Origin of the sequence: Embleya sp. NPDC020886 (assembly GCF_044333915.1) — a bacterium.
In the GTDB taxonomy this organism is placed as follows: domain Bacteria; phylum Actinomycetota; class Actinomycetes; order Streptomycetales; family Streptomycetaceae; genus Embleya.
Map to the genome: position 1 here is coordinate 1579042 of NZ_JBIRRX010000001.1, position 22361 is coordinate 1601402.

The following is a 22361-nucleotide window of genomic DNA, read 5'->3' on the forward strand; positions in this document are numbered from 1 at the left end:
GGCGAGGCCGAGGGCCACCTGGCGATGTCCGACCCGAACTACGAACTGCTGCCGGAGGACGATTGAGCCGACGCCGAGCCGTTCTCGCGAGCGTCGGACCGGCCCACCCGGCGGAGCAGACCCAGGCGGCTGGCGGTGCGGGAGATGTCGGTCGGCAGGTCGTCGCCGGCGAGCACTTCGGCCAGGGGGCGGTCGCTGCACAGGAACAGCCGCACGTCGGCGTCGCAGCAGACGTCGATCAGATTCACGAAGCGTTGTCGGGCCTCGGCGCTCGCGGTCTTGAGCGGGGGCAGCGCGCCGATCACCCACGTCGGGTACGTCTCGGCGAGCACGAGGTAGTCCAGCGCCGAGGTCCGGCCCTCGCACAGCGCGGCGAACCCGCCCCACAACTCGCCCGGTCGGGCCGCCCGGACGGCCAGATCGCGGCGGTTCACCCGCAGTATGCGTGCCTCGTCGGGGGTCGGCGGAACCAGGCCCTGTCCGCGCAGTTGCTCGGGGTCGCCGGGCCACAACACCGCGCCTTCGCCGAACTCGCCGGCCGCGGTGCCGACCCGGGTCAGGGACCGGTAGTCCTGCGGACCGGCCACGGTGACGGTGGTCATCCGCTCCTCGATCTCGCGGATCGTCGGCTCGAACAGGTGGTGGTGGAGCGGACTGGGCAGCAGGCCGGCGGGCGGATAGTTGGACGTACAGACCAGGACGACGCCGCGCGCGTGCAACTCCCGGAGCAGCCGGGTGACCAGCATCGCATCGCCCGGGTCGTGCACGTGGAACTCGTCGAAGCACAACAGGTCGACGTCGCCCACCAGTTCGGACAGGGCCGCGTCGACGGCGCTGTGCTCGTGGCCGTGGTCGTCGCGGTGCCGGTCGACCGCCTCGTGCAGGCGGCGGAAGAACGCGTGGAAGTGCACCCTGGTGCGCCGCTCGGCGGGCAGCGGTACGGCCGCGAAGAACGTGTCGAGCAGCCAGGTCTTGCCCCGACCCACCGGGCCCCACAGATACAGCCCCGCGACCGGGCGGCGGTGGAACAGGCCGTGTCCGCGACCCCGGCTCAGCGCGGCGCCGAGTTCGGCGAGCCGCTGGACGGCCTCGTGCTGGGCCGGATCGAGCACGTAGCCGCGGGTGGTCGCGACCTCGTGAAAGTGGTTTCGCATCGTCTCGACCGTCGTTCGCCCCATGATCGAGATCCTAGTGAGCGCTTGTTCGAGCACCTCGCCGCGCCGGCGGCCACTCGACAGCGGTGCTTCGCGGTTGCGTGATCACTTCAATCCGGCGACGAGTCGTCGGCCCGGACGGGTATCGCGTGGTATTCGACCTCGACATAGAACTGCCCGTTGGGCCGCTGCAACCGCCGCACGGTCCGATGTCCCGTCGCCCCGAGTTCGCGCAGCGCCTTCTGCACCCGATACTGCCCCTCCGGCATCACATCGGCCACGTCCTTGCCGGTGAATCTGATCCCCTCCGGCACCGCCAACATGCACGCGAGCACCCGCCGGGCAAGCGGGCTCAGGCCACTGTCCGAGGCATCATCCGACACGGGATCACATCCCCACGGTTCAGTCGACGTGAAGTCGCTCGGACGGGGCGAGGAACACCTGCAGCGGATCCGGCATCGCATCGTCATCGGTTTCCACACCCGGTGTGTACACGGCATCGACGGACATCACACCCGCTCCTCCCCTCCCCACGGCAACACCCTCAGCCTAGTTTCGGGTCCCACGGCACAGTAACCTCCCGATTCCGGTTCACCCGATCGGGCAGCGGTGGTCTTCCTCCTGCTCAGTCGACCAGGTCGGCGGTGTCGATGGTCAGGGCGAACGGGGCCGGGAGGGCAAGCTTTTTGCCGAAGGCGACCTCGTTGCGGCCGGCGTACGCGTCCCGCTCCGGATCGGAGAACAGGATCACCTTGCCGTTCTGGCGATCCACCAGGAGGTAAAAGGGGATGCCGGCGAGGGCGTAGGCGCGGTACTTCTTCATTCGATCGCGGGTCGGGTCGGAGGAGGTCACCTCGACCACGAGCAGCACATCGTCCGGCGGCATCCACGAAGGCGCGTGGCGCAGTCCGCCGCGCGCCACGTAGGTCGCGTCCGGGACGACGAAGTCCCCGCCGGGCAATGCGAGTCCCTTGTTGCCGGAAGCACTCAACGCGATTGCCGAACCCAACATCTGCAACCGCAATTGATCGACGATCGTCTCGTGGTCTCCATCCGGCGGTGGTGCCACGTTGATGTTCCCGTCGATGAACTCCACACGATCGTTGGTCAGCCGCTCGGACAGCGCGAAGAACTCGGCCAGTAGCGGCGACGTCGGCTCCTCATCGGTTTCCACACGATGGGGATACACCGATCCGGCGGTCATCACACCCGGCCCTCCTCTCCCCGAGGCAACGGCATCAGCCTAGTTTTGCCGTCGATGCCGTAGTGGCACTCGCGGCCCGGTTCACCCGATCGGGCAGCGGTGGGGTCTTCTAGGCTTTCGGGTATGCGTGTCGAGTTGCATCAGATCGTGGTGGACGCCCGGGAGCCGGGGTTGTTGGTCCGGTTCTGGGCCGGGTTGTTGGGTGGGGAGCCGGTGGATCGGGCGCGGGGGTGGTCGCACGTCGAACCGCCCGGCTCGGCGCGGATGGCGTTTCAGCCGGTGCCCGAGGACAAGGCCGGGAAGAACCGGTTGCACCTGGACCTGAGGGTGGCCGATCTGGACGCGGCGGTGGCGCTGGCGATCTCGCTCGGAGCGAGTGCGCGGGGGCCTGCGGTCACCGACGAGCAGGGGTCGTTCCGGGTGATGCTCGATCCGGAGGGCAACGAGTTCTGCTTCGTCGCCTGAGACGACGTACGGGTCGGCTCGAACGGGGAGTCGGCGGGACACAGTCGCCGTTCCCCGCGAGCCGACCCGTCGGTCGTCGCGGTCGCCGTCCGGGCGCCGCCGGTCAGGCCGCCGTCGCCACCGCTTCGCGGGCGAGCACACGCGGCGTGGCCTTCGGGCCGGTCGGGCTCTTCTTCGCGAAGATCACCAGTCGCATGAAGGCGAACCGGCCGATGCCGGCCAGGCCGGAGGCGGAGAGGTAGACCGCCTGCCGCACCAGCACGCCGGCCTGCGGCTGGATCGCCTGCAGGGTCAGCATCGCGGCCGTGGTGAACAGGTAGCAGACCAGTACCGTCAGCGCCGCCTTGACGTGGTCGCTCGTGCCGGGCTTGTCCCGGCCGAAGGTGAATCGGCTGTGCAACTCGGTCGCGATCAGCGTCGAGCCGACGGTCACCAGCGCGTTGGCCGCGGCGAACGGCAGGTGGCCGCAGAGCAGGATCAGCGTCGCGCTGCTCGCGAGGCCGACACCGCCGCCGAAGACGACGAAGCGGACGAAGGAGCCGATCACTTGGGGGGTCTTGGCGGTGGTGCTGCTCGTGGTGTCCATGTCGTAGAGCATCCGCCGCACCGCCGGCAACCCCCGCACAGCGCGCTGACCACCGCCACACCCCGCTGTCAGCGCCCACCCCGACGCCCGCCGAGCTGTCAGCGCACGCCCGTGACCTGGGCGTTCACTCGAAGTTCCAATCCGCCGGCAGCTCGGCCGCACAACACGCGCACACGAAGTCGCCCTCCTTGACCACGTTGCGTTCCCCGCAATCCGGACACCGCCGGAAGACGAACTCGTGGGTGAACCCCTCGGGGCCGGCCACTCCGATCCGGGCGAGCGCCGCCGCGACCGCCGGCCACGAGCGCGGCTCCGGGCAGTAGCCGGTCGACTGGTTGCCGATCTCGACCACCGCCCACTCTCCGTCCTCGATCGCGAACGCCACCTCGCCCGCGGCGAGCACCCGCTCGCCGGCCGCGCAGGCGACATGCTCACCGCGCCGCGGCGCGAGCCGCAACACCCCGTCGAGTCCGACCACATACGTGAAGGGCTCGTCGTGTTCCTGCGCCTCGACCCAGGTCGCGAAGTCCGCCGCCGAGCGCAGCGGCCGGCCCTCGGTGTCGGCCCGCACGGCCTCGGCTCGGATGTCCGCCGGTCCGACATACCCGTAGTCGCGCAGGGGAGCAGTCATTGCGCCACCTTGGCAGGCCGGCCCCCGGTAGCACGCGGATCGTTCGGCGGGGGCCGAAAAATCGGCGGACTAGCTTCCGAGGGTGGGTGTTCGGGGACGAAGTGGAGGCGGGGCGATGGTGGAGCCAGGCGATCGGCGATCGGCGGCTGCGCGGGCCGTGGCCGTGCGGTTTCGGGAGGTCAACGGGGATCACCCGATGACGGCGGCGGACGACGCGTACGTGGATCGGCAGTTCGTCGAGTTGGGCGAGCTGTGCCGCAGACTCGGACGTGCTCCGGACGAGGTGCGCGAGCTGATGCTCGCCCGGCTGCTGCCGTTGCCCGGGTATCTGCGCTCGGACGGCGCCGAGATGGTGCCCGCCGACCTGTTCGCCCTCGCCGACGCGGCCGGCGGCACGGATCGGCTGCGGGCCTGGTTCCTCCGGCACTGGGACGATCCGGCCGAGGGCGAGGAGGAGTGGCACGCCTACCTCAGCGGCCAATACGTCTGCCTGCACGCGGTGTCGCCGACCACCATCCGCCGCAAGGGCGACCTGGTCGCCGCGATCGACGCCGCCCTGACCGCGGCCGACCGGGACTCCCCGACGTCGACCACGTCCCTGGCTGCGCTGGTCGACGAACTCGACCTACTGGAGCCGGAGTTCACCGCCTACGACCGACTCCGCTTCGGTGGCCCGGTCTCCCGTGACACGCACGTCACCGCCCTGCGCGCCCACCGACCGCCGGTCAGCGCGCCGTGACGTTCAGGGTGTAGTCCACCACGGTGGTCACCGTGCCCGCGGAGCCGCGGACGGCGAGCGTGTGGGTGCCCTCGCCGAGCGGGGCCAACTGCACCCACAGGCCGCACGCGTAGGTGTTCACCTCCTCGGCGTTGCCGGTGATCGCATTGCCCTCGACCCCGGTGAAGCGGATCGGCGCGGCGTCGAACCGGTCCGGCCGGATCTGCTTGCCGTCCAACTCGACCGAGCCCTTGGCGTCGGCCATGAACCGCGCACACTCCGCCTGGGTGCCCTTCAGGTTCACCACCGGGAACGCGACGGGTGCCCGGGTGACCATCCGGCAACGCCGAATCGCCGGGCCCTCGGAGCTGCCCGCGAGGTACCACGCGGTGGTCGCCTGGTTGCGGTCGCACTGCTCGCCGTTGCGATCGGCGAGCGGATTCGTGCCGCTCGTGCTCTTGGCCGCCCAGGCCCACCAACGTGCCTGGAGGTCGGGCAGGTTCGGCCGATTCGGGTTGTTCGGGTCGACGGCGATGATCGGCGTGGCGGACGCGGCTTCCGTCGCCTCGGCGGGGGCGGCAGGGGCGGCGGACCCGGCCGACGGCGGTGCGACCGAGGGCGGCGTGCTTTTCGGGCCGGCTGGGTTCGACGACGAGGACTTGTCCGAGGTACATGCGGTGATCAGCGTGAGCGCGCCGACCAGCAGGGCCAACGAGCGTGCGATTTTCATGGGCCGGAGTATGACCGACGGGCCTCACCCGCGCCCGGCCGGTCCGCTCGACGACCGCACCGCCCGCAACGCGTTCACCAGACCGTGGCCGTGGAACGAGTCGACGTCGCCCGCCGGGACGCACGGCGCCACGCACTCCGGCCTGCCCGCCGTCGCGTACAACCGGGCGGTGATCGCGGCCGGCCCCCACGTCGGATGCATCGAGGCGATCAGCGCGGCCACCCCGGTCACCGCCGGCGCCGCCATCGACGTGCCCTGCTTCCGCGCCCAGCCGCCGTCGCCCGACGTGGACAACACCCCCTCGCCACCCGCCGCGCCATCGCCACCGGGCCCGGCCAGATCCAGCACACCCAGGCCCGTGTTCGAGTAGCCGGCCCGTAGTCCGTTCGCACCCACCGCGGCGACCGTGATCACCCCCGGGAGCTCGGCGGGCAACTGGCGGCACTCGTCGTTCACCGGCCTCGGTCGCGCCGGCCGGGTGGCCGCGTCGTTCGGGCTGCGCGGATCCACCGTCTTGTGCGCGAGGTCGTAGGCGTCGTTGCCCGCCGCCGCGATCGACAACACGCCCCGGTCCGCCGCGTACGCCGCCGCCCGACGCACCGCCTCGTGGATCACCGCCTGGTCCTCGTCGTCCGGACACAGCAGCCACCACGGGTCGTTGTAGTAGCTGTGGTTGGCGATCCGCAGCCCCTGATCCGCGTGCTCGGCCAACCAGACGAATCCGCACACGCTCGCCTCGCCGTGGAACAGCGCGTCCGCGTCGCCCAACCGCAGCGCCGCGATCCGCACCCCCGGCGCCACCCCCAGCACCCCGTGCCCGTCGCGCGCCGCCGCGATGGTGCCGGCCACGTGGGTGCCGTGATCCGAGCGCGGCGCCCGCCACGCCGCGTCCGCCCGGATCGGCCGACCCGTCGAGCAGTCCGCGGACAGTTCGGCGGCGAAGTTCGGCGCCAGGTCCGGATGCCGGTCGTCCACGCCCGAATCGGCCACCGCGACCACCACGTCCGCGCTGCCCTCGGTGATCCGTTGCGCCTCGTACGCGTGCACCATCGCCAGATTCCACTGCGCCGCCTCGGCCGGATCCGCAACGGCCCCCCCGGACCCCACCGCCGGCAGCCCGGCCGCCCCCGCCCGCTCCGGCGCCCGCCCGCGCGCCCGCCCCCGCAACGGCACCGTGCGCGTGGCCCCCACCCGCGCCACCCCGGGCCGCCCCCGCACCGCCGCCGCGAACTCCGGCCCACCGTGCGCCACCACCACGCCGACCGGCCCGTACGCGTACACCACCACGCCGCCGGCCCGCCGCACCGCCGACTCGGCGAGCGCCGTCTGCGCCGTCCCGACCGAGGGGGTCAACACCAGGTACGAATAGAGCTCCGCCGGCGCGGCGTCGGTCGATGCCGCCCTCGCGGACACCGACCCGAACAACGCGGCCGCAGCCACCGACACCATCGCGATCGCCGCGCGCATCCTCATATCGGCGTACATGCACACCGGGCCCCCGAGGCAACCGGACATTCACCCGGACGAGTCGCCGGCCGCGACCGCGGCCGGCCCCGTCCCGCTCACGTGGTGATGTCGCGCTCGGTCATCCGCGCCCAGGCCGCCGCACCGAAGATCGCCGTATAGGCCGCCTGGATGCCGAGGTTGCGGACGATCTCGTCGGTCGGGATCGGATTGCGCAACAGGTCGCCGAAGCTCATCCAGCCGTCGGTGAACAACCACGGATGGATCGCCGACAACTGCGGGATGCCGGTCAGGATCGCGGTCACGATCACCACGCCGACCGTGGTCGCCATCGCCGCCACCGGCACCGTGGTCAGCGTCGACACGAACAGCCCGATCGCCGCGAGGCCCACCAGCGAGGCCGCCACACACAGCGCGATCAACACCGCCCGCCAGGACGCCTCGCCCATCGAGATGGTGTCGCCGGTCAACAGCGGCACATCGCCCATCGGAAACAGCGCCGCGCCCACCACCAACGCGGACAGCGCCACCGTGAGCGTCGCGGCCAGGCAGAACGCCAGCACCCCGGCGAACTTCACCGACAACAACCGGGTCCGCCCGGCCGGCGCGACCAGCAGATAGCGCAGCGTCCCGGCGTGCGCCTCGCCCGCGATCGAGTCGCCCGCCACCACGCCGACCGTCATCGGCAGGAAGAACGGCAGCGCGGCGGCCAGCGACGCGAAGACCAGGAACAGCCCGTTGCCGGTGACCTGGTTCACGAAGTCCACCGTCCCGCCACCGTTGCCGCCCGAGGAGCCGCCGTCGTGGAAGTAGCGCAGCGCGACCCCGAGCATGACCGGTACGAAGGCCAGGAAGCCCAACATCGCTGCCGTGCGCGGACGCAGGAAGACCAACCGCAGCTCGCTGCGCATCAACCCGCGCAGCCTCGGCAACCGCTCGGACCCGAACGCCTCGGTGCCCGCCGCGTACCGGAACGCGGGCGACAGGACACCCGTCTTGGGGAGTGCGTCAGTCGGTGACATCGAAGCCTTCTCCGGTCAGGGCGACGAACGCGTCCTCCAGGGACGGTCGCGCCAGAGTGAACGAACGCACCCGCACGTCGGCGCGGACCAGCGCCGCGCAGACCTCGTCCGGCTCCAACGGCGCCGGGTCGGCCTCGACACCGTCGCGAGTGGTGACGATGTCGGTCGCGCCGAGCCTGCCCAGCACCACGACCGCCGCCTCCGCGTCGGGAGTCGTGACGACCAACCGGGCCCGGGTGCCGGCGCGCAGGGATTCCACCGTGCCCTGGGTGATCAGCTTGCCGTGGCTCATCACCGCGACATCCGTGCACACCTGCTCGATCTCGTCCAGCAGGTGCGAGGACAGGAACACCGTCGTGCCGTCCGCGGCCAACCCCCGGATCAGCGTCCGGATCTCGCGCATGCCCTGCGGGTCCAGGCCGTTGGTCGGCTCGTCGAGCACCAGCAGGTCGCGCGGACGCAGCAGCGCGGACGCGATGCCCAGCCGCTGCTTCATGCCCAGCGAGTAGGCCCGCGCCTTGCGCCCGGCCACCGCCGTCAGGCCGACCTTGGCCAGTGCCTCGTCCACCCGGGCGTCGCGGGTGCGCGGGTCCGAGGTGGGGTCGGCGGCGTCCAGTCGGTCCAGGTTCTGTCGCCCCGTCAGGAAGCCGTAGTGGGCCGGGCCTTCGATCAGCGCGCCGACCCTGGGCAACACCTGCCCGACGGCCCCGGGCATGGGGCCGTCGAGCAGGGTGACCGAACCGCTGCTCGGCCGGATCAGGCCGAGCAACATCCGGATGGTCGTGGTCTTCCCGGAACCGTTGGGCCCGAGGAACCCGAAGACGGAACCGGCCGGCACGATCAGGTCGAGTCCGTCCACGGCGAGCCGGTCCCGGCCGTAGCGCTTGGACAGCCCCTCGGTACGGATCGCGGCGGTACCGACCGCCGTGGACGCGGTCATCGCTGTGCCGCGATCCGCTGCAGCGTGTCCGCGTCGACCGCGCCGGCGAAGACCCGGCCCGAGTCGGTGCGCAACACGTTCAGCAGGCGGGTGTCGATCAACGTCCCGCCCGGAACCGGCTTGCCCAGCTTGCCCATCAGCCGGGCGGCTTCCTTGGCGTCGCCGCCCGCGGGCAGCTCGACCACGGTCGACCAGCCCTCGCCCAGCAGCCCCGGCTCGACGTGCCCCCCGGTCGGCGCCGCGGACTTGCCGGGTGCGCCCGGCGTGTCCGGCAGCGCCGGCCGCACCTCGTTCGGCTTGACCTCCTCGACCCGGGCGCCGGCCGGCGGCTTGAAGTCGAAGGTGCCGGCCGCGGGCTTGTCGTACGAGACCTGCTCGAAGCCGATGTCGATCGCGGGCTTGCCGCCCTTGACGGAGTCCACGGTCACCCGCAGCGGCACCCCGGTCTTCGCGTCCACGAACACCGTCGCGGCGGCGATCAGACTGCCCTGGCTCCTGGGCGCGAAGCGCAGCTTGTACACGTCGTGCCCGGCGACCCGACCGGTCCCCTCGACCCGGACGTCGGTGGTCGGGCCGACCAGGTCGAGCAGTTGCCGGGCCGCGTCCTGCGGCGTGGTCGGCACCAGCGACGCGACGTCGGAGCGGCCCCCGTCGAAGGTGCCGTGCGTCACCGCGTGCGTGCGGCTGTCGTAGGTCCACACGTCGCGGCCGTTGTGGATGACGTTGTACTCGGCCAGATCGGACATCAGACCGATCCGCTGCCGGTCCGGGCCGTCCAGGGCCACCTGGAGCTTGTTGGTGCCGGACAACAGCGCCTGCGGGCCGTTGCCGCCGGCCTTGCCGGGCAGCGTGGGCAGGCCCAGGTCGCTGTCGATGCGGACGGTGCCGGTGAGCGCGTCGGTCCGGGCTGCGGCGACCTCGGCGACGAGTTGCTCGGCGGTCCGGTCCGGTAGTCCCGGATGCGAGTCGTCGGCGAACGCGCTCGGGCCGAACGTCACGGCACCGACGGTCGCGGCGGCGATCGCGGCCGGTACCGCGAAGCGCCACGGAACGGATCGGCGGGTGGTGCGAGTCATGGAGATTGCCCCCTGATTCGATGTCGAATGCGACACCACAAGGGGATCATCGGCACCGGGCCATCGGCGTCGGCCGTACGTCACTGCAAAACGTCACCCTCAAGACGTGCGGGACCCTCGGGCACAGGACTTGATGGTGACATGGCACCCCACGCGCTACTCCCGGGGGAGCAGCCGCCGAGCACTCCCTGGGCAGACCGCGGCCCGCCCGCGTGATCCACGGGCGGGCCGGCGGGACGAACTACGCGCTGCGCTCGACGACCAGCTCGCACAGCGACGACAGGGCCCGCTTGGCGCTGCATTCGGGCAGCGGCGCCAGCACCTCGCGCGCCGCCTCGGCATAACGCCGGGTGTCCTCACGGGCCTTCGCGAGCGCCGGGTGGGCACGCAACAGCCCGAGGGCCTCCGCGTGCTCGGCGTCGTCGGTGATCGGTCCGTCCAGCAGCGCGAGCAGGTGCCGATCGGCCGCCGGCGACGAACCGGTCACCCCCGCCCGCAGGTGCAGCACCGGCAGCGTCGGCACTCCCTCGCGCAGGTCGGTGCCCGGGGTCTTGCCCGACTCGGTCGCCTCGCTGGCGATGTCGAGCACGTCGTCCGCGAGTTGGAACGCGACGCCGAACCGCTCGCCGTACCGGGTCAGGATGTCCACCACGTGCTCGTCCGCGCCCGCGAACATCGCACCGAACTGGCCCGACGCCGCGATCAGCGAGCCGGTCTTGTCCGCCATCACCGACAGGTAGTGCTCGACCGGGTCGTCGCCCGGGCGCGGACCGACCGTCTCGCGAATCTGGCCGGTCACCAGCCGGGCGAACGCCCGCGCCTGGATCCGCACCGCCTCGTTGCCCAGGTCGGCGACGATCTCCGAGGCCCGGGCGAACAGGAAGTCGCCGGTCAGGATCGCGACCGAGTTGTCCCACCGGGAGTTGGCGCTGGGCGCGCCGCGCCGCAGCAGTGCCTCGTCCATCACGTCGTCGTGGTACAGCGTGGCCAGGTGGGTCAGTTCGCACACCACCGCCGCCGGCACCACGCCCGGCGCCTGCCAGTCGCCGAATTGGGCGGCCAGCAGCACCAGCAGCGGCCGGAACCGCTTGCCGCCCGCCTCGACCAGGTGCCGCGAGGTCTGCGTCAGGTAGGGGAACTCGCTCTTGGTGGCCGCCAGGAGCTCCTGCTCCACGGCGGCCATCCCCGCCCTGATCTCGGCATCGAGAGTCTCGTCCGTGACGCTCAGCCCGAAGGGCCCCACGATCGCCATGACGGTTCTCTCCTGTCGATCACGCAGAGTCTCTGCGTCTTGCCTAATGGACGAACAAGGCTGCCTTGTCCGCGAGGTCCAGTACGGGCTGCGGGAGGATGCCAAGGACCACGGTAACGGCTACCCCCAGCGCGATGGCAGCGGTGGTCATCACGCTCGGTACGACAACGGTCGGACCGTCGACCTTGGGCTCCGAGAAGAACATCAACACGATCACCCGTACGTAGAAGAACGCGGCAACCGCGCTGCACAGCACACCGACCACCACCAGGCTGCCCGCACCACCGCGCGCCGCCGCCTGGAAGACCGCGAACTTTCCGGCGAAACCGCTGGTCAGCGGGATGCCGGCGAAGGCGAGCAGGAACAGTGCGAACACTCCTGCGACCAGCGGGGAACGCCTGCCCAGCCCCGCCCAATGGGACAGGTGGGTCGCCTCGCCGCGCGCGTCGCGCACCAGAGTGACGACCGCGAATGCACCCAGAGTGACGAACCCATAGGCCACAAGGTAGAACATCGTGGACGACACGCCCGCGTCGTTCATCGCGATCATTCCGGTCAGGATGAAACCCGCGTGGGCGATCGAGGAGTAGGCCAGCAGTCGCTTCACGTCCGTCTGGGTGATCGCGATGATCGCGCCGGCGACCATGGTCGCGATCGCGACGCCGATCATCACCGGCCGCCAGTCCCAGCGCATGCCCGGCAGCGCGACGTAGAAGAAGCGCATCATCGCGCCGAACGCGGCCACCTTGGTGGCCGCCGCCATGAACCCGGTGATCGGGGTCGGCGCGCCCTGGTACACGTCCGGCGTCCAGGAGTGGAACGGCACCGCGCCGACCTTGAACAGCAGGCCGACCGCCACCATCGCGAGCCCGATCAGCAGCAGCGCGTCGTTGTCCATCGCGCCGGCCGAGGCCACCCCGATCTTGTCCAGCGAGACGCTGCCCGAGTAGCCGTAGAGCATGGCCACGCCGAACAGGAAGAACGCCGAGGAGAACGCGCCGAGCAGGAAGTACTTGAGCGCGGCCTCCTGGGAGAGCAGCCGGTTGCGCCGGGCCAGCCCGCACAGCAGGTAGAGCGGCAGGGACAACACCTCGAGCGCGACGAACATCATCAACAGGTCGTTCGCCGCCGGGAAGAGCAGCATGCCCACCAGCGAGAACATGGTCAGCGGGTAGACCTCGGTCTGCGTCCAGCCCGCCGCCGTCGCGTCCTTCTCCTGCTGACTGCCCGGCGCCGCCGCGGCCTGCGGGGCGAACGCGTCGCCGCCGGCCGGCTCCAGCCTGCGCTCGCCGATGAGCAGCACCGACGCGATGCCGATCAGCAGCAGCGTGCCCTGCAGGAACAACGACGGGCCGTCCACGGCGACCGCGCCCATCGCGGTGATGCTGCCCCGGTGGTCGTCCGGCAGGTCGCGGGCGAGCCAGACGACCGCGCCGAACGCGCCGATCATGCCGACCAGGGCCACCGTGAGCTGCGCGCGGTAGCGGGCCGGCCGAGGCAGGAACGCCTCGATCAGCACGCCCACCACCGCGACGCCGGCGATGATCAGGATCGGCGAGAGCTTGCCGTATTCGATGGTGGGCGCGTCCACCTTCGTCACGGCGAGCGTTGCCGTTGCGGCGGTGCTCATGCTCACTTGGAGCCTCCAGTGGTGTGCGCCTCGGTGCCCGCGGCCTGTTCGATGGGCTTGGTGGGCGCCGGGTCCTTCTGCTCCACCCGGCTGAGCGTGTGGTCCACGGCCGGGTTCACCGCGTCGAGCACCGGCTTCGGGTAGACGCCGAGCACGAGCAGGAACGCGATCAGCGGTACCACGACCGCCAGTTCGCGCGGCACCAGGTCGCGGAGCTTCTCATTGCCCGGCCGCAGTGGGCCGGTCATCGTGCGTTGGTACAGCACCAGCACGTACAGGGCGGCGAGCACGATGCCGGTGGTGGCGAAGATCGCCGCCACCTTGTACTTCGCGAACGCGCCCACCAACACCAGGAACTCGCTCACGAACGGGGCGAGTCCGGGCATCGAGAGGGTCGCGAGTCCGGCCACCAGGAACGTACCCGCGAGAATCGGGGCGACCTTTTGCACGCCACCGAAGTCGGCGATCGTCTTGCTGCCGCGGCGGGTGATCAGGAAGCCCGCGATCAGCAGCAGGGCCGCGGTGGAGAACCCGTGGTTGACCATGTACAGCGTGGCGCCCGACTGACCCTGACTGGTCATCACGAAGATGCCCAGGATGATGAAGCCGAAGTGCGAGATGGACGTGTACGCGATCAGCCGCTTGATGTCGGTCTGGCCGACCGCGAGCAGCGCGCCGTAGATGATCCCGATCACCGCGAGGGTGATCACCGCCGGGGCGAAGTACTTCGAGGCGTCGGGGAAGATCTCCAGGCAGAACCGCAACATCGCGAACGTGCCGACCTTGTCCACCATCGCGGTGACCAGCACCGCGATGCCGGGCGTGGCCTCGGTCATGGTGTCCGGCAACCAGGTGTGGAACGGCCAGAGCGGCGCCTTGACCGCGAACGCGAACATGAAGCCCAGGAACAGCGCCTTCTCCGCGGTCGGGTCGATGTCCAGTTGGCCGGTGGCCACGGCCTGCGAGATCTTCACGAAGTCGAAGGTGCCGTGCCCGTCGATGCCGATGCCCTGGTTGGCGGTGGCCACGTACAGACCGACCACGGCGGCCAGCATGACCAGGCCGCCGAGCAGGTTGTAGAGCAGGAACTTGACCGCCGCGTAAGAGCGTTGCGGGCCGCCGAAGCCACCGATCAGGAAGTACATCGGGATCAGCATGGCTTCGAAGAAGACGTAGAACATGAACACGTCGGTGGCCGCGAAGGACACCACGACCATCGCCTCGACCAGCAACATCAGCGCGAAGAACGCGTGCGTGCTGCGCGGCGCGGCCTTGCCGGTGCCGGCCGATCCGTCGGCGTTCACCGGCGCCGTGTCCGCGTCGTGCCACGAGGCCAGGATCAGCAGCGGCATCAGCACCGCGGTGAGCAGGATCAGCACCAGGCCGATCCCGTCCACGCCCAGCGACCAGCGCACGCCGAACGAGGAGATCCAGCTGTAGCTTTCGGTGACCTGGAACCGGTCGCCGTCGTTGTCGAATCTGGTCGCCACCACGATCGCGACGGCGAGGGTGAGCAGGCTGAACAACAACGCCACGTTCTTGGCGAGCTTGCGCTTGCCGGCCGGCACGGCGGCGACGCACAGCCCGCCGACGAACGGCAGCGCCGCGAGCGTCGTCAGCCAGGGAAAGTGGCCGTTCATCGAAGTCCCTCCGCCAAGGCGCCTACGGGGTGGGCGAGCTGGGGTCGTGTCCGGATGGTCATGTTCAGGCCATCCGAGCCATCAGCGTGCAGGCCACGACCAGCAGCGTGCCGCCGAACATGGACAGCGCGTACGAACGCACGAACCCGGTCTGCACCTTGCGCACGCGCGCCGAGGTGCCGCCGATGAACGCCGCGAGTCCGCCCACGAATCCGTCCACGCCGCGGTTGTCGAACCACACGAGCAGGCGGGTCAGGTACTGGCCGGGCCGCATCACCAGGCCCTCGTTGACCGCGTCCTGGTACAGGTCCCGCCGCGCCGCGACGGTGACCAGGCTCGCGGCCGGCGCCACCGCGGGCACGTCCCGACGGGCGTACTGCAGGTAGGCCACCGCCGAGCCGAGCGCGACCATCGAGAGCGCCATACCGGTGACCGCCCACTCGCTCATCGGCGGATCGCCGTGCGAGAAGCCGGTGACGGGCGTCAGCCATTTGACAAACGAATCGTTGAGTACGAACAACCCGCCCGCGAACACCGATCCGAACGCGAGCAGGATCATCGGACCGGTCATCGAGGTCGGCGACTCGTGCGGGTGCGGCTCGTGCCAGTCGGCCGGCGCGCCCGCCGGCGCCTCCTTCCAACGTTCCTTGCCGAAGAAGGTCATCAGCATCACGCGCGTCATGTAATACGCGGTGAGGCCGGCCGCCAGCAGGGTGACCGCGCCCAGGATCCAACCCGAGGTGCCGCCCTTGGCGAACGCCGCCTCGATGATCTTGTCCTTGGAGAAGAACCCGGACAGCAGCGGGAAGCCGATGATCGCCAGGTAGCCCAGGCCGAACGTGACGAAGGTGATCGGCATGTACTTGCGCAGGCCGCCGTAGCGGCGCATGTCGACCTCGTCGTTCATGCCGTGCATGACCGAACCCGCGCCCAGGAACAGCCCGGCCTTGAAGAAGCCGTGCGTGACCAGGTGCATGATCGCGAACGCGTAGCCGATCGGACCCAGGCCCGCGGCCAGGATCATGTAGCCGATCTGGCTCATCGTGGAGGCGGCCAGCGCCTTCTTGATGTCGTCCTTGGCGCAACCCACGATCGCCCCGAACAGCACGGTGATCGCACCGACGATGGTGACCGCGAGTTGGGCGTCCGGCGAGGCGTTGAAGATCTCCGCGGACCGGGTGATCAGGTACACGCCGGCGGTGACCATGGTCGCCGCGTGGATCAGCGCGGAGACCGGGGTCGGACCCTCCATCGCGTCGCCGAGCCACGCCTGGAGCGGGAATTGCGCCGACTTGCCGCACGCGGCGAGCAGCAACATCAAGCCGATCGCGGTCATCGTGCCGTCGCTCGCACTCGCACTGCCGCCGAGCACGTCGGCGAAGTCGAAGGAGCCGAACGTGGTGAACATCAGGAAGATCGCCACGGCCAGACCGAAGTCGCCGACGCGGTTCATGATGAACGCCTTCTTGGCGGCGGTCGCGGCGCTGGGCTTGTGCTGCCAGAAACCGATCAGCAGGTAGGAGGCAAGCCCCACACCCTCCCAACCGGCGTACAGCAGAAGGTAGTTGTTCGCCAGCACCAGCAGCAGCATCGCGCCGACGAACAGGTTCAGGTAGCCGAAGAAGCGCCGACGGTTCTCGTCGTGCGCCATGTAGCCGATCGAGTAGATGTGGATCAGCGAGCCCACACCGGTGATCAGCAACACGAAGACGATGGACAACTGGTCCAGGTGCAGACCGATGTCGGCCTGGAACTCGTTGACCGGCGCCCAGGTCCACAGGTGCTGGTCGACCGAGCGGTCCGCGTCGTCCTTGCCGAGCATGGTCACGAACAGGACCACGCCGACCACGAACGACCCGAGGGCCATCGCGGTGCCGAGGATGTGGCCGAAGGCGTTGGTGCGCTTGCCACCGACGAGCAACAGCAGCGCGCCCAGCAGCGGCAGGCCGACGACCAGCCACATCGCCGAATAGGCGCCGGTTGCCGCGACGGAGTGCAGCCCGCCGCCGCCCTCGTTGGCGAGCACGACGCCGGAGGCCAGGGAGGAGGTTTCGATCACCGGTTCCGACCTACCACTTCATGAGGCTGGCGTCGTCGACCGAGGCCGACCGGCGGCTGCGGAAGATGGCGATGATGATGGACAGTCCGACCACGACCTCGCACGCGGCGACGACCATCGTGAAGAACGCGATGATCTGGCCGTCGAGGTTGTCGTGCATGCGGCCGAACGTGACGAACGCGAGGTTGCACGCGTTCAGCATCAGTTCGACGCACATGAACACGACGATCGCGTTGCGCCGGAGCAGGACCCCGGCCGCGCCGATGGTGAACAACAGCGCGGACAGGTACAGGTAGTTCACCGGGTTCACGGGCGCCCCTCCTTGGAGCCTGCGCCGGCGGCAACCTCGTTGCCCGAGCCGTCGCCCGCCGAAGAGTCGGCGTCGTCGTGTTCCTGCCGGGCGGTGGGCACCGGTGCGGACGAGCGAGCGTCCGACTCGTCCGGCCACGCCTCGTCGTCGGCGTCGCTACCGGCGCTCTCCAGTTCGGCGACGCTGTGCACCGCCTCGGCGCTGACGTCGCGGATCTGGCCGCGGGCGCGCAGGGTGCCGTTGATCGACAGTTGCGAGATGCTGCCGTCCGGCAGCAGCGCGGGCACGTCCACGGCGTTGTGCCGGGCGTACACCCCGGGCGTGGGCAGCGGCGTGACCTGCTTGTTCTCGCGCACCCGCTGCTCGGACAACTCGCGCTGGGTCTTGCGCGCCACCAGGCGTTCGCGGTGCGCGAGCACCATCGCGCCGACCGCCGCGGTGATCAGCAGTGCGCTGGTCATCTCGAAGGCCCAGATGTACTTGGTGAAGATCTGGTGTGCCAGACCCTGCACGTTGCCCTGGGACGCCGCGGCCAACGCCTCGTCGTTCGTCTCCGCCGGGTAGACCGGGCGGTTGCCCGGCGCCTTGGTGGCGAGCGCGGTGAAGTGTGTGATCGACGCGTTGGCGATGCCCGCCACGAGCAGGATGCCGAAGCCCAGGCCCAGCCCGACCGCGGCGATCCGCTGGCCCTTCAGCGTCTCCTTGAGCGAGTCCACCGAGGTCACGCCGACCAGCATCAGCACGAACAGGAACAACATCATGATCGCGCCGGTGTAGACCACGATCTGCACGATGCCCAGGAACACCGCGCCCTGGGCCAGGTAGAAGATCGCCAGGCACATCATCGTGGTCACCAGCGCGAGCGCGCTGTGCACCGCCTTCTTCATGAAGACGGTGGCCAGGGCACCGATCAGCGCGACGACCGCGAGCACCCAGAACTGCAGCGCCTCACCGGTGGAGGTCTTGGTGACCTCGGCCGCGAAGTCGATTCCGGGACTCATCGGCCCGCCTCCGTCCGCTGCTTGTGCTCCTCGGCCGACTCCCGGGGCTCCTGGGTCACCGTGCCGGGCGCGGCCGCGGTGACCTTGCCCAGGTAGTAGTCGGTGTCGGTGGTGCCCGGGTACATCTCGTGCGGCGCCGGGACCATGCCCTCGTACAGCGGTGCGAGGAGCTGTTCCTTGGTGAAGATCAGGCTCGCCCGGCTGGTGTCGGCGAGCTCGAACTCGTTGGTCATGGTCAGCGCCCGGGTCGGGCACGCCTCGATGCACAGGCCGCAGAAAATGCAGCGCAGGTAGTTGATCTGGTAGTTGCGGCCGTACCGCTCACCGGGCGAGAAACGCTCCTCGTCGGTGTTGTCGGCACCCTCCACGAAGATCGCGTCGGCGGGACACGCCCACGCGCACAGTTCGCAGCCGATGCACTTCTCCAGCCCGTCGGCGTACCGGTTGAGCTGGTGCCGGCCGTGGAATCGCGGTGCGGTGACCTTCTTCTCGTACGGGTAGTACTCGGTGTTCGCCTTCTTGAACATCGTCGCGAAGGTGACACCGAACCCCGCGACCGGTCCGAGGAACTTGGGCACGGGTCTATGCCTCTCCTTCAGTGCGGTCGGCCGGGGGCTCCGCCGCGGCCGGCGCACCGACCGGCTCGGGTTTGCGCACGTTGCGGCGCGGCACCGGCGGAAGTTGTTGTCCCGGCATCGGCGGTACGGGGAACCCGCCCGCCATCGGGTCGAACGGTTCGGGTCCGGCCGCCTTCGCGTCCGCCTCCTCGTCCCGGTCGGGGGTGATCGCGTCCCACAGGATCGACAGCAGGAGCAGGGCGACCACGCCGCCCGCGACCCACAACACGATCCGGGACTGCTCGTAGCCCTCGTTCTTGAGCGCACGCACGGTGGCCACCAGCATCAGCCACACCAACGAGAGCGGGATCAGCACCTTCCAGCCGATCTTCATGAACTGGTCGTAGCGGAACCGCGGCAGCGTGCCGCGCAGCCAGATGAACACGAAGATGAAGGCCTGGACCTTGAGGAAGTACCAGAGGAAGGGCCACCAACCGGAGTTGGCGCCGTCCCAGACCGCGGTGATCGGCCACGGCGCGAGGTAGCCGCCGAGGAACAGGGTGGTCGCCAGCGAGCTGACCACCACCATGTTCACGTACTCGGCGAGGAAGAACAGCGCGAACTTCAGCGACGAGTACTCGGTGTGGAATCCGCCGACCAGCTCGCCCTCGGCCTCGGGAAGGTCGAACGGCGCCCGGTTGGTCTCACCGATCATCGCGACGACGTAGATGATGAACGAGACCGGCAGCAGCACCGCGTACCAGGTGTCCTGCTGGGCGGCGACGATCTCCGAGGTGGACATCGAGCCGGCGTAGAGGAACACCGCCGCGAACGACAGGCCCATCGCGATCTCGTAGGAGATCATCTGCGCCGAGCTGCGCAGCCCGCCGAGCAGCGGGTAGGTCGAGCCGGAGGACCAGCCCGCGAGCACGATGCCGTAGATGCCCACGGACGCGACCGCGAGGATGTAGAGGACCGCGACCGGCAGGTCGGTCAGTTGCAGATTGGTGCGGTGCCCGAACATCGAGACCTCGGGCCCGAAGGGGATCACCGCGAACGCCATGAACGCCGGGACCATCGCCACGATCGGGGCGATGATGTAGACGGCCTTGTCGGCGCCCTTGACGGTGATGTCCTCCTTGAGCGCGAGCTTCACGCCGTCCGCGAGGGACTGGAGCAGGCCCTGTGGGCCGGTGTACTTGGGCCCGATGCGCATCTGCATCCAGGCCACGACCTTGCGTTCCCACCAGATCGCGAACAGCGTCATGACGACGCAGAACGCGAAGATGAGCACCGCCTTGAGCAGGATCAGCCACCAGACGTCGGTACCGAACCCGACCGCGGCGAGCTGCATGCCGCTGTCCGTCACCGCTCCTCCTCATGAACGTGTGCGGTCCGACCGTTGCGGCCGGTTCCGTTGGGGGGACCTTCGGCGTTGGCCAGGTCCACGACCGCCGGCCGAATCCGAACCAGTTCGCCGGCGCCGACGCCCAGTGCGCGACGCACCGAGGAGCCGGGCGAGTTCGCGGGCAGGAAGACCACCCGCTCGGTCATGTCGGTGATGCGCAGCGGCAACGTGATCTCCCCGTGCAACGAGGTCACGGTGACGCCGCTCCCGTCCTCGGCGCCGATCTCGGCGGCCGTGGAGGCACAGAGCCGGACCACCGGCGTGCGCCGGGTGCCCGCCAGATGGGGTTCGCCGTCCTGGCCCCGGCCCTCGTCCAGGAGCAGCCGCCAGGTGGCCAGTACGGCTTCGCCCGCGCCGGGGCGCGGGAGTTCGCGGGCGGTGCCCTCGGGGGCCGGTCCCCGGTCGCCGCCCCACCGGCCGAGCCGGCGCAGTTCGCGGCGGGCGGCGGTGAGCGAGGGCAGGTCGATCGGGGTGCCCTCGCACTGCTCGGCCATCGCCTCGGCGATCGCGTCGAGCACGCGCAGGTCGGACATCACCGCGGCCAGGTCGCCGGTGAGCTGGTCCTTCTTCAGCACGGTGGCGAACGGGCGCTCGCGGCCCTCCCAGTCGACGAAGGTGCCGGGCTTCTCGGCGGGTGCGGCGACCGGGAAGACCACGTCGGCGCGTTCGGTGACCGCGCTGTGCCGCAGCTCCAGGCTGACCACGAAGCGGGCCGCGTCCAGCGCGGCGATCGCGCCGGCCGGGTCGGGCAGGTCGTCCACCTCGACACCGCCGACCACCAGGGCCCCCAGGCGTTGTTCGCGGACCGCGGTGAGCATCGAGGTGGTGTCCAGGCCGTAGCCGCCGGGCAGGTCGGCGACCGCCCAGGCGGCGGCCGTCTCGGCTCGGGCCGCCGGGTCGCCGACCGGTCGCCCGCCGGGAAGCAGGTTGTACAGCGCGCCCGCGTCCAGCGCGCCGCGCTCGCCGGCCCGGCGCGGGATCCAGGCGAGTCGGGCGCCGGTGGCCGCGGCCAGCGCGGTGACCTCGGCCAATGCGCCGGGCACGCCCGCCAGGCGCTCGCCGACGAGCACGATGGTGCCCGGGGTGCGCAGCAGTTCGGCGGCGGCGCGCGGGAGTTCGCCCTCGACCGCCGGGTCGCCGAGCGCACAGAGCCACTCGGTCTCGGTGCCGGGGGCCGCCCGCAACAGCGTGCCCTTCATCCGGACCAGGCCGGCCGAGGCGAACGGCGCGATGCCGTAGACCTTCAGGCCCTTGCGGGCGGCCTTGCGCAGCCGCAGGAACACGATCGGCGATTCGTCCTCGGGCTCGAACCCGACCAGGAGTACGCCGGGGGCCTTCTCCAGGTCGGCGTAGGTCACCCCGAGCCCGCTGCCGGCCACCCGGGCGGCGAGGAAGTCGGCCTCCTCGGCCGAGTGTTCGCGGGCCCGGAAGTCGATGTCGTTGCTGTCCAGCGCGACTCGGGCGAACTTGCCGTACGCGTAGGCGTCCTCCAGCGTGGCCCGCCCGCCGACCAGGACGCCGGCCGAGCCGCGTGCGGCGGCGAGCCCGCGCGCGGCCACACTCAGCGCCTCGGACCAGGACGCGGGAACCAGTTCGCCGCTCTCCTCGTCCCGGATCAGTGGGGAGGTGAGCCGGTCCTGTCGGGTGGCGTAGCGGAACGCGAAGCGGCCCTTGTCGCAGTTCCATTCCTCGTTGACCTCGGGCTCGTCGCCGGCGAGCCGGCGCAGCACCTTGCCCCGTCGGTGGTCGGCGCGCAGCGAGCACCCGGACGCGCAGTGCTCGCACGTGGTCGGGGAGGACACCAGGTCGAACGGCCGGGCGCGGAAGCGGTACGCGGCCGAGGTGAGGGCGCCGACCGGGCAGATCTGGATGGTGTTGCCGGAGAAGTAGGACTCGAAGGGCTGCTTCTCGTAGATCCCGACCTGTTGCAGTGCGCCGCGTTCGATCAGCGCGATGAACGGGTCGCCCGCGACCTGTTCGGAGAAGCGGGTGCAGCGTGCGCACAACACGCAGCGCTCGCGGTCCAGCAGCACTTCGGAGGAGATCCGCAGCGGCTTGGGGAAGGTCCGCTTGACCTCGGCGAAACGCGAGGCGGAACGACCCGCGCCCATCGCCTGGTTCTGCAGCGGGCACTCGCCGCCCTTGTCGCAGACGGGGCAGTCCAGGGGGTGGTTGATCAGCAGCAGCTCCATCACCCCGTCCTGCGACTTCTTCGCGACGGGCGAGGTGAGTTGGGTGCGCACCACCATGCCGTCGGTGACGGTGGTGGTGCACGAGGCGAGCGGTTTGCGCTGGCCCTCGACGTCGACCAGGCACTGCCGGCACGCGCCGACCGGGTCGAGCAGCGGGTGGTCGCAGAACCGGGGGATCTGGATGCCGATCAGCTCGGCCGCCCGGATCACCAGGGTGCCCTTGGGCACGGAGACGTCGATCCCGTCCACCGAGATGGTGACGAGGTCCTCCGGCTTGGGTGCCGGCGGCCCACCCGCTGGGGTGTTGGTCGTGACGGTCATG

21 protein-coding genes are annotated in these 22361 nt (G+C 70.4%); 2 read left to right on the top strand and 19 right to left on the bottom strand.

The genetic code is table 11. The features are described from left to right. Positions 1-38: 38 nt before the first annotated feature. The 3 genes from zapE to ACH4U8_RS06775 all read right to left on the bottom strand — a co-directional run bounded on the left by zapE (position 39) and on the right by ACH4U8_RS06775 (position 2328). Positions 39-1178 carry a cell division protein ZapE gene (zapE, locus tag ACH4U8_RS06765; RefSeq protein ID WP_395775968.1) on the bottom strand — a complete coding sequence of 380 codons (1140 nt, stop codon included), beginning with the start codon at positions 1176-1178 and terminating at the stop codon, positions 39-41. An 86-nt stretch (positions 1179-1264) separates the two neighbouring features. Then, on the bottom strand, positions 1265-1537 hold the full coding sequence (locus ACH4U8_RS06770; protein ID WP_360308617.1) for a hypothetical protein: 273 nt from the start codon (positions 1535-1537) through the stop codon (positions 1265-1267). A gap of 242 nt (positions 1538-1779) precedes the next feature. Continuing rightward, positions 1780-2328 carry a Uma2 family endonuclease gene (locus tag ACH4U8_RS06775; RefSeq protein WP_395775969.1) on the bottom strand — a complete coding sequence of 183 codons (549 nt, stop codon included), beginning with the start codon at positions 2326-2328 and terminating at the stop codon, positions 1780-1782. Between the two features lie 153 nt (positions 2329-2481). On the opposite strand from ACH4U8_RS06775, the gene ACH4U8_RS06780 reads away from it, so the two are divergent. Next, complete coding sequence (locus ACH4U8_RS06780) at positions 2482-2823, top strand: VOC family protein (protein ID WP_360308611.1); 342 nt, start codon at positions 2482-2484, stop codon at positions 2821-2823. Between the two features lie 103 nt (positions 2824-2926). Here the strand turns inward: ACH4U8_RS06780 and ACH4U8_RS06785 are convergent, their stop codons facing one another. Both ACH4U8_RS06785 and ACH4U8_RS06790 read right to left on the bottom strand, forming a co-directional pair. Then, positions 2927-3409, bottom strand: coding sequence for a hypothetical protein (locus tag ACH4U8_RS06785; RefSeq protein ID WP_395775970.1), 483 nt, complete (start codon positions 3407-3409; stop codon positions 2927-2929). Between the two features lie 124 nt (positions 3410-3533). Beyond that, the gene (locus ACH4U8_RS06790) at positions 3534-4040 is read right to left on the bottom strand and encodes a hypothetical protein (protein WP_395775971.1); all 507 of its coding nucleotides are present in this window, start codon (positions 4038-4040) and stop codon (positions 3534-3536) included. Positions 4041-4236: 196 nt separating this feature from the next. Between ACH4U8_RS06790 and ACH4U8_RS06795 the strand changes: the two genes are divergently transcribed. Beyond that, the gene (locus ACH4U8_RS06795) at positions 4237-4779 is read left to right on the top strand and encodes a DUF6058 family natural product biosynthesis protein (protein ID WP_395775972.1); all 543 of its coding nucleotides are present in this window, start codon (positions 4237-4239) and stop codon (positions 4777-4779) included. On the opposite strand, the gene ACH4U8_RS06800 is transcribed toward ACH4U8_RS06795, so the two are convergent. From ACH4U8_RS06800 to ACH4U8_RS06865, 14 genes are all read right to left on the bottom strand, one after another. Further along, positions 4766-5488, bottom strand: coding sequence for a signal protein (locus ACH4U8_RS06800; protein WP_395775973.1), 723 nt, complete (start codon positions 5486-5488; stop codon positions 4766-4768). The two genes, ACH4U8_RS06795 and ACH4U8_RS06800, sit on opposite strands and share 14 nt — an antisense overlap. Positions 5489-5512: 24 nt before the next feature. Continuing rightward, positions 5513-6955 (bottom strand): S8 family peptidase, encoded by a 1443-nt coding sequence (locus tag ACH4U8_RS06805; RefSeq protein WP_395775974.1) that lies wholly within the window; start codon positions 6953-6955, stop codon positions 5513-5515. A gap of 95 nt (positions 6956-7050) precedes the next feature. Next, positions 7051-7974, bottom strand: a complete 924-nt coding sequence (locus tag ACH4U8_RS06810; protein ID WP_379988516.1) for an ABC transporter permease — start codon at positions 7972-7974, stop codon at positions 7051-7053. Continuing rightward, a complete protein-coding gene (locus ACH4U8_RS06815) occupies positions 7961-8914 on the bottom strand; it encodes an ATP-binding cassette domain-containing protein (RefSeq protein WP_395775975.1) in 954 nt (317 codons plus the stop codon). The genes ACH4U8_RS06810 and ACH4U8_RS06815 overlap by 14 nt, the downstream gene beginning before the upstream one ends. Next, positions 8911-9990 carry an outer membrane lipoprotein carrier protein LolA gene (locus ACH4U8_RS06820; protein ID WP_395775976.1) on the bottom strand — a complete coding sequence of 360 codons (1080 nt, stop codon included), beginning with the start codon at positions 9988-9990 and terminating at the stop codon, positions 8911-8913. The genes ACH4U8_RS06815 and ACH4U8_RS06820 overlap by 4 nt, the downstream gene beginning before the upstream one ends. Positions 9991-10231: 241 nt before the next feature. Next, complete coding sequence (locus ACH4U8_RS06825; protein WP_360308584.1) at positions 10232-11242, bottom strand: polyprenyl synthetase family protein; 1011 nt, start codon at positions 11240-11242, stop codon at positions 10232-10234. A 43-nt stretch (positions 11243-11285) separates the two neighbouring features. After that, positions 11286-12872, bottom strand: a complete 1587-nt coding sequence (nuoN, locus tag ACH4U8_RS06830) for an NADH-quinone oxidoreductase subunit NuoN (protein WP_360308581.1) — start codon at positions 12870-12872, stop codon at positions 11286-11288. Between the two features lie 2 nt (positions 12873-12874). Continuing rightward, positions 12875-14512, bottom strand: coding sequence for an NADH-quinone oxidoreductase subunit M (locus ACH4U8_RS06835; protein WP_360308578.1), 1638 nt, complete (start codon positions 14510-14512; stop codon positions 12875-12877). Between the two features lie 64 nt (positions 14513-14576). After that, the gene (nuoL, locus tag ACH4U8_RS06840) at positions 14577-16475 is read right to left on the bottom strand and encodes an NADH-quinone oxidoreductase subunit L (RefSeq protein WP_395776003.1); all 1899 of its coding nucleotides are present in this window, start codon (positions 16473-16475) and stop codon (positions 14577-14579) included. Positions 16476-16581: 106 nt separating this feature from the next. Then, on the bottom strand, positions 16582-16881 hold the full coding sequence (gene nuoK, locus ACH4U8_RS06845; RefSeq protein ID WP_020549317.1) for an NADH-quinone oxidoreductase subunit NuoK: 300 nt from the start codon (positions 16879-16881) through the stop codon (positions 16582-16584). Further along, entirely contained in the window at positions 16878-17882 is a 1005-nt protein-coding gene (locus tag ACH4U8_RS06850; protein WP_360308575.1) for an NADH-quinone oxidoreductase subunit J, read from the bottom strand. The genes nuoK and ACH4U8_RS06850 overlap by 4 nt, the downstream gene beginning before the upstream one ends. Then, on the bottom strand, positions 17879-18460 hold the full coding sequence (gene nuoI, locus ACH4U8_RS06855; protein ID WP_360308572.1) for an NADH-quinone oxidoreductase subunit NuoI: 582 nt from the start codon (positions 18458-18460) through the stop codon (positions 17879-17881). The genes ACH4U8_RS06850 and nuoI overlap by 4 nt, the downstream gene beginning before the upstream one ends. Positions 18461-18464: 4 nt before the next feature. Beyond that, positions 18465-19793 carry an NADH-quinone oxidoreductase subunit NuoH gene (nuoH, locus tag ACH4U8_RS06860; protein WP_360308890.1) on the bottom strand — a complete coding sequence of 443 codons (1329 nt, stop codon included), beginning with the start codon at positions 19791-19793 and terminating at the stop codon, positions 18465-18467. An 11-nt stretch (positions 19794-19804) separates the two neighbouring features. Further along, entirely contained in the window at positions 19805-22360 is a 2556-nt protein-coding gene (locus ACH4U8_RS06865) for an NADH-quinone oxidoreductase subunit G (RefSeq protein ID WP_360308569.1), read from the bottom strand. Position 22361 lies beyond the last annotated feature (1 nt).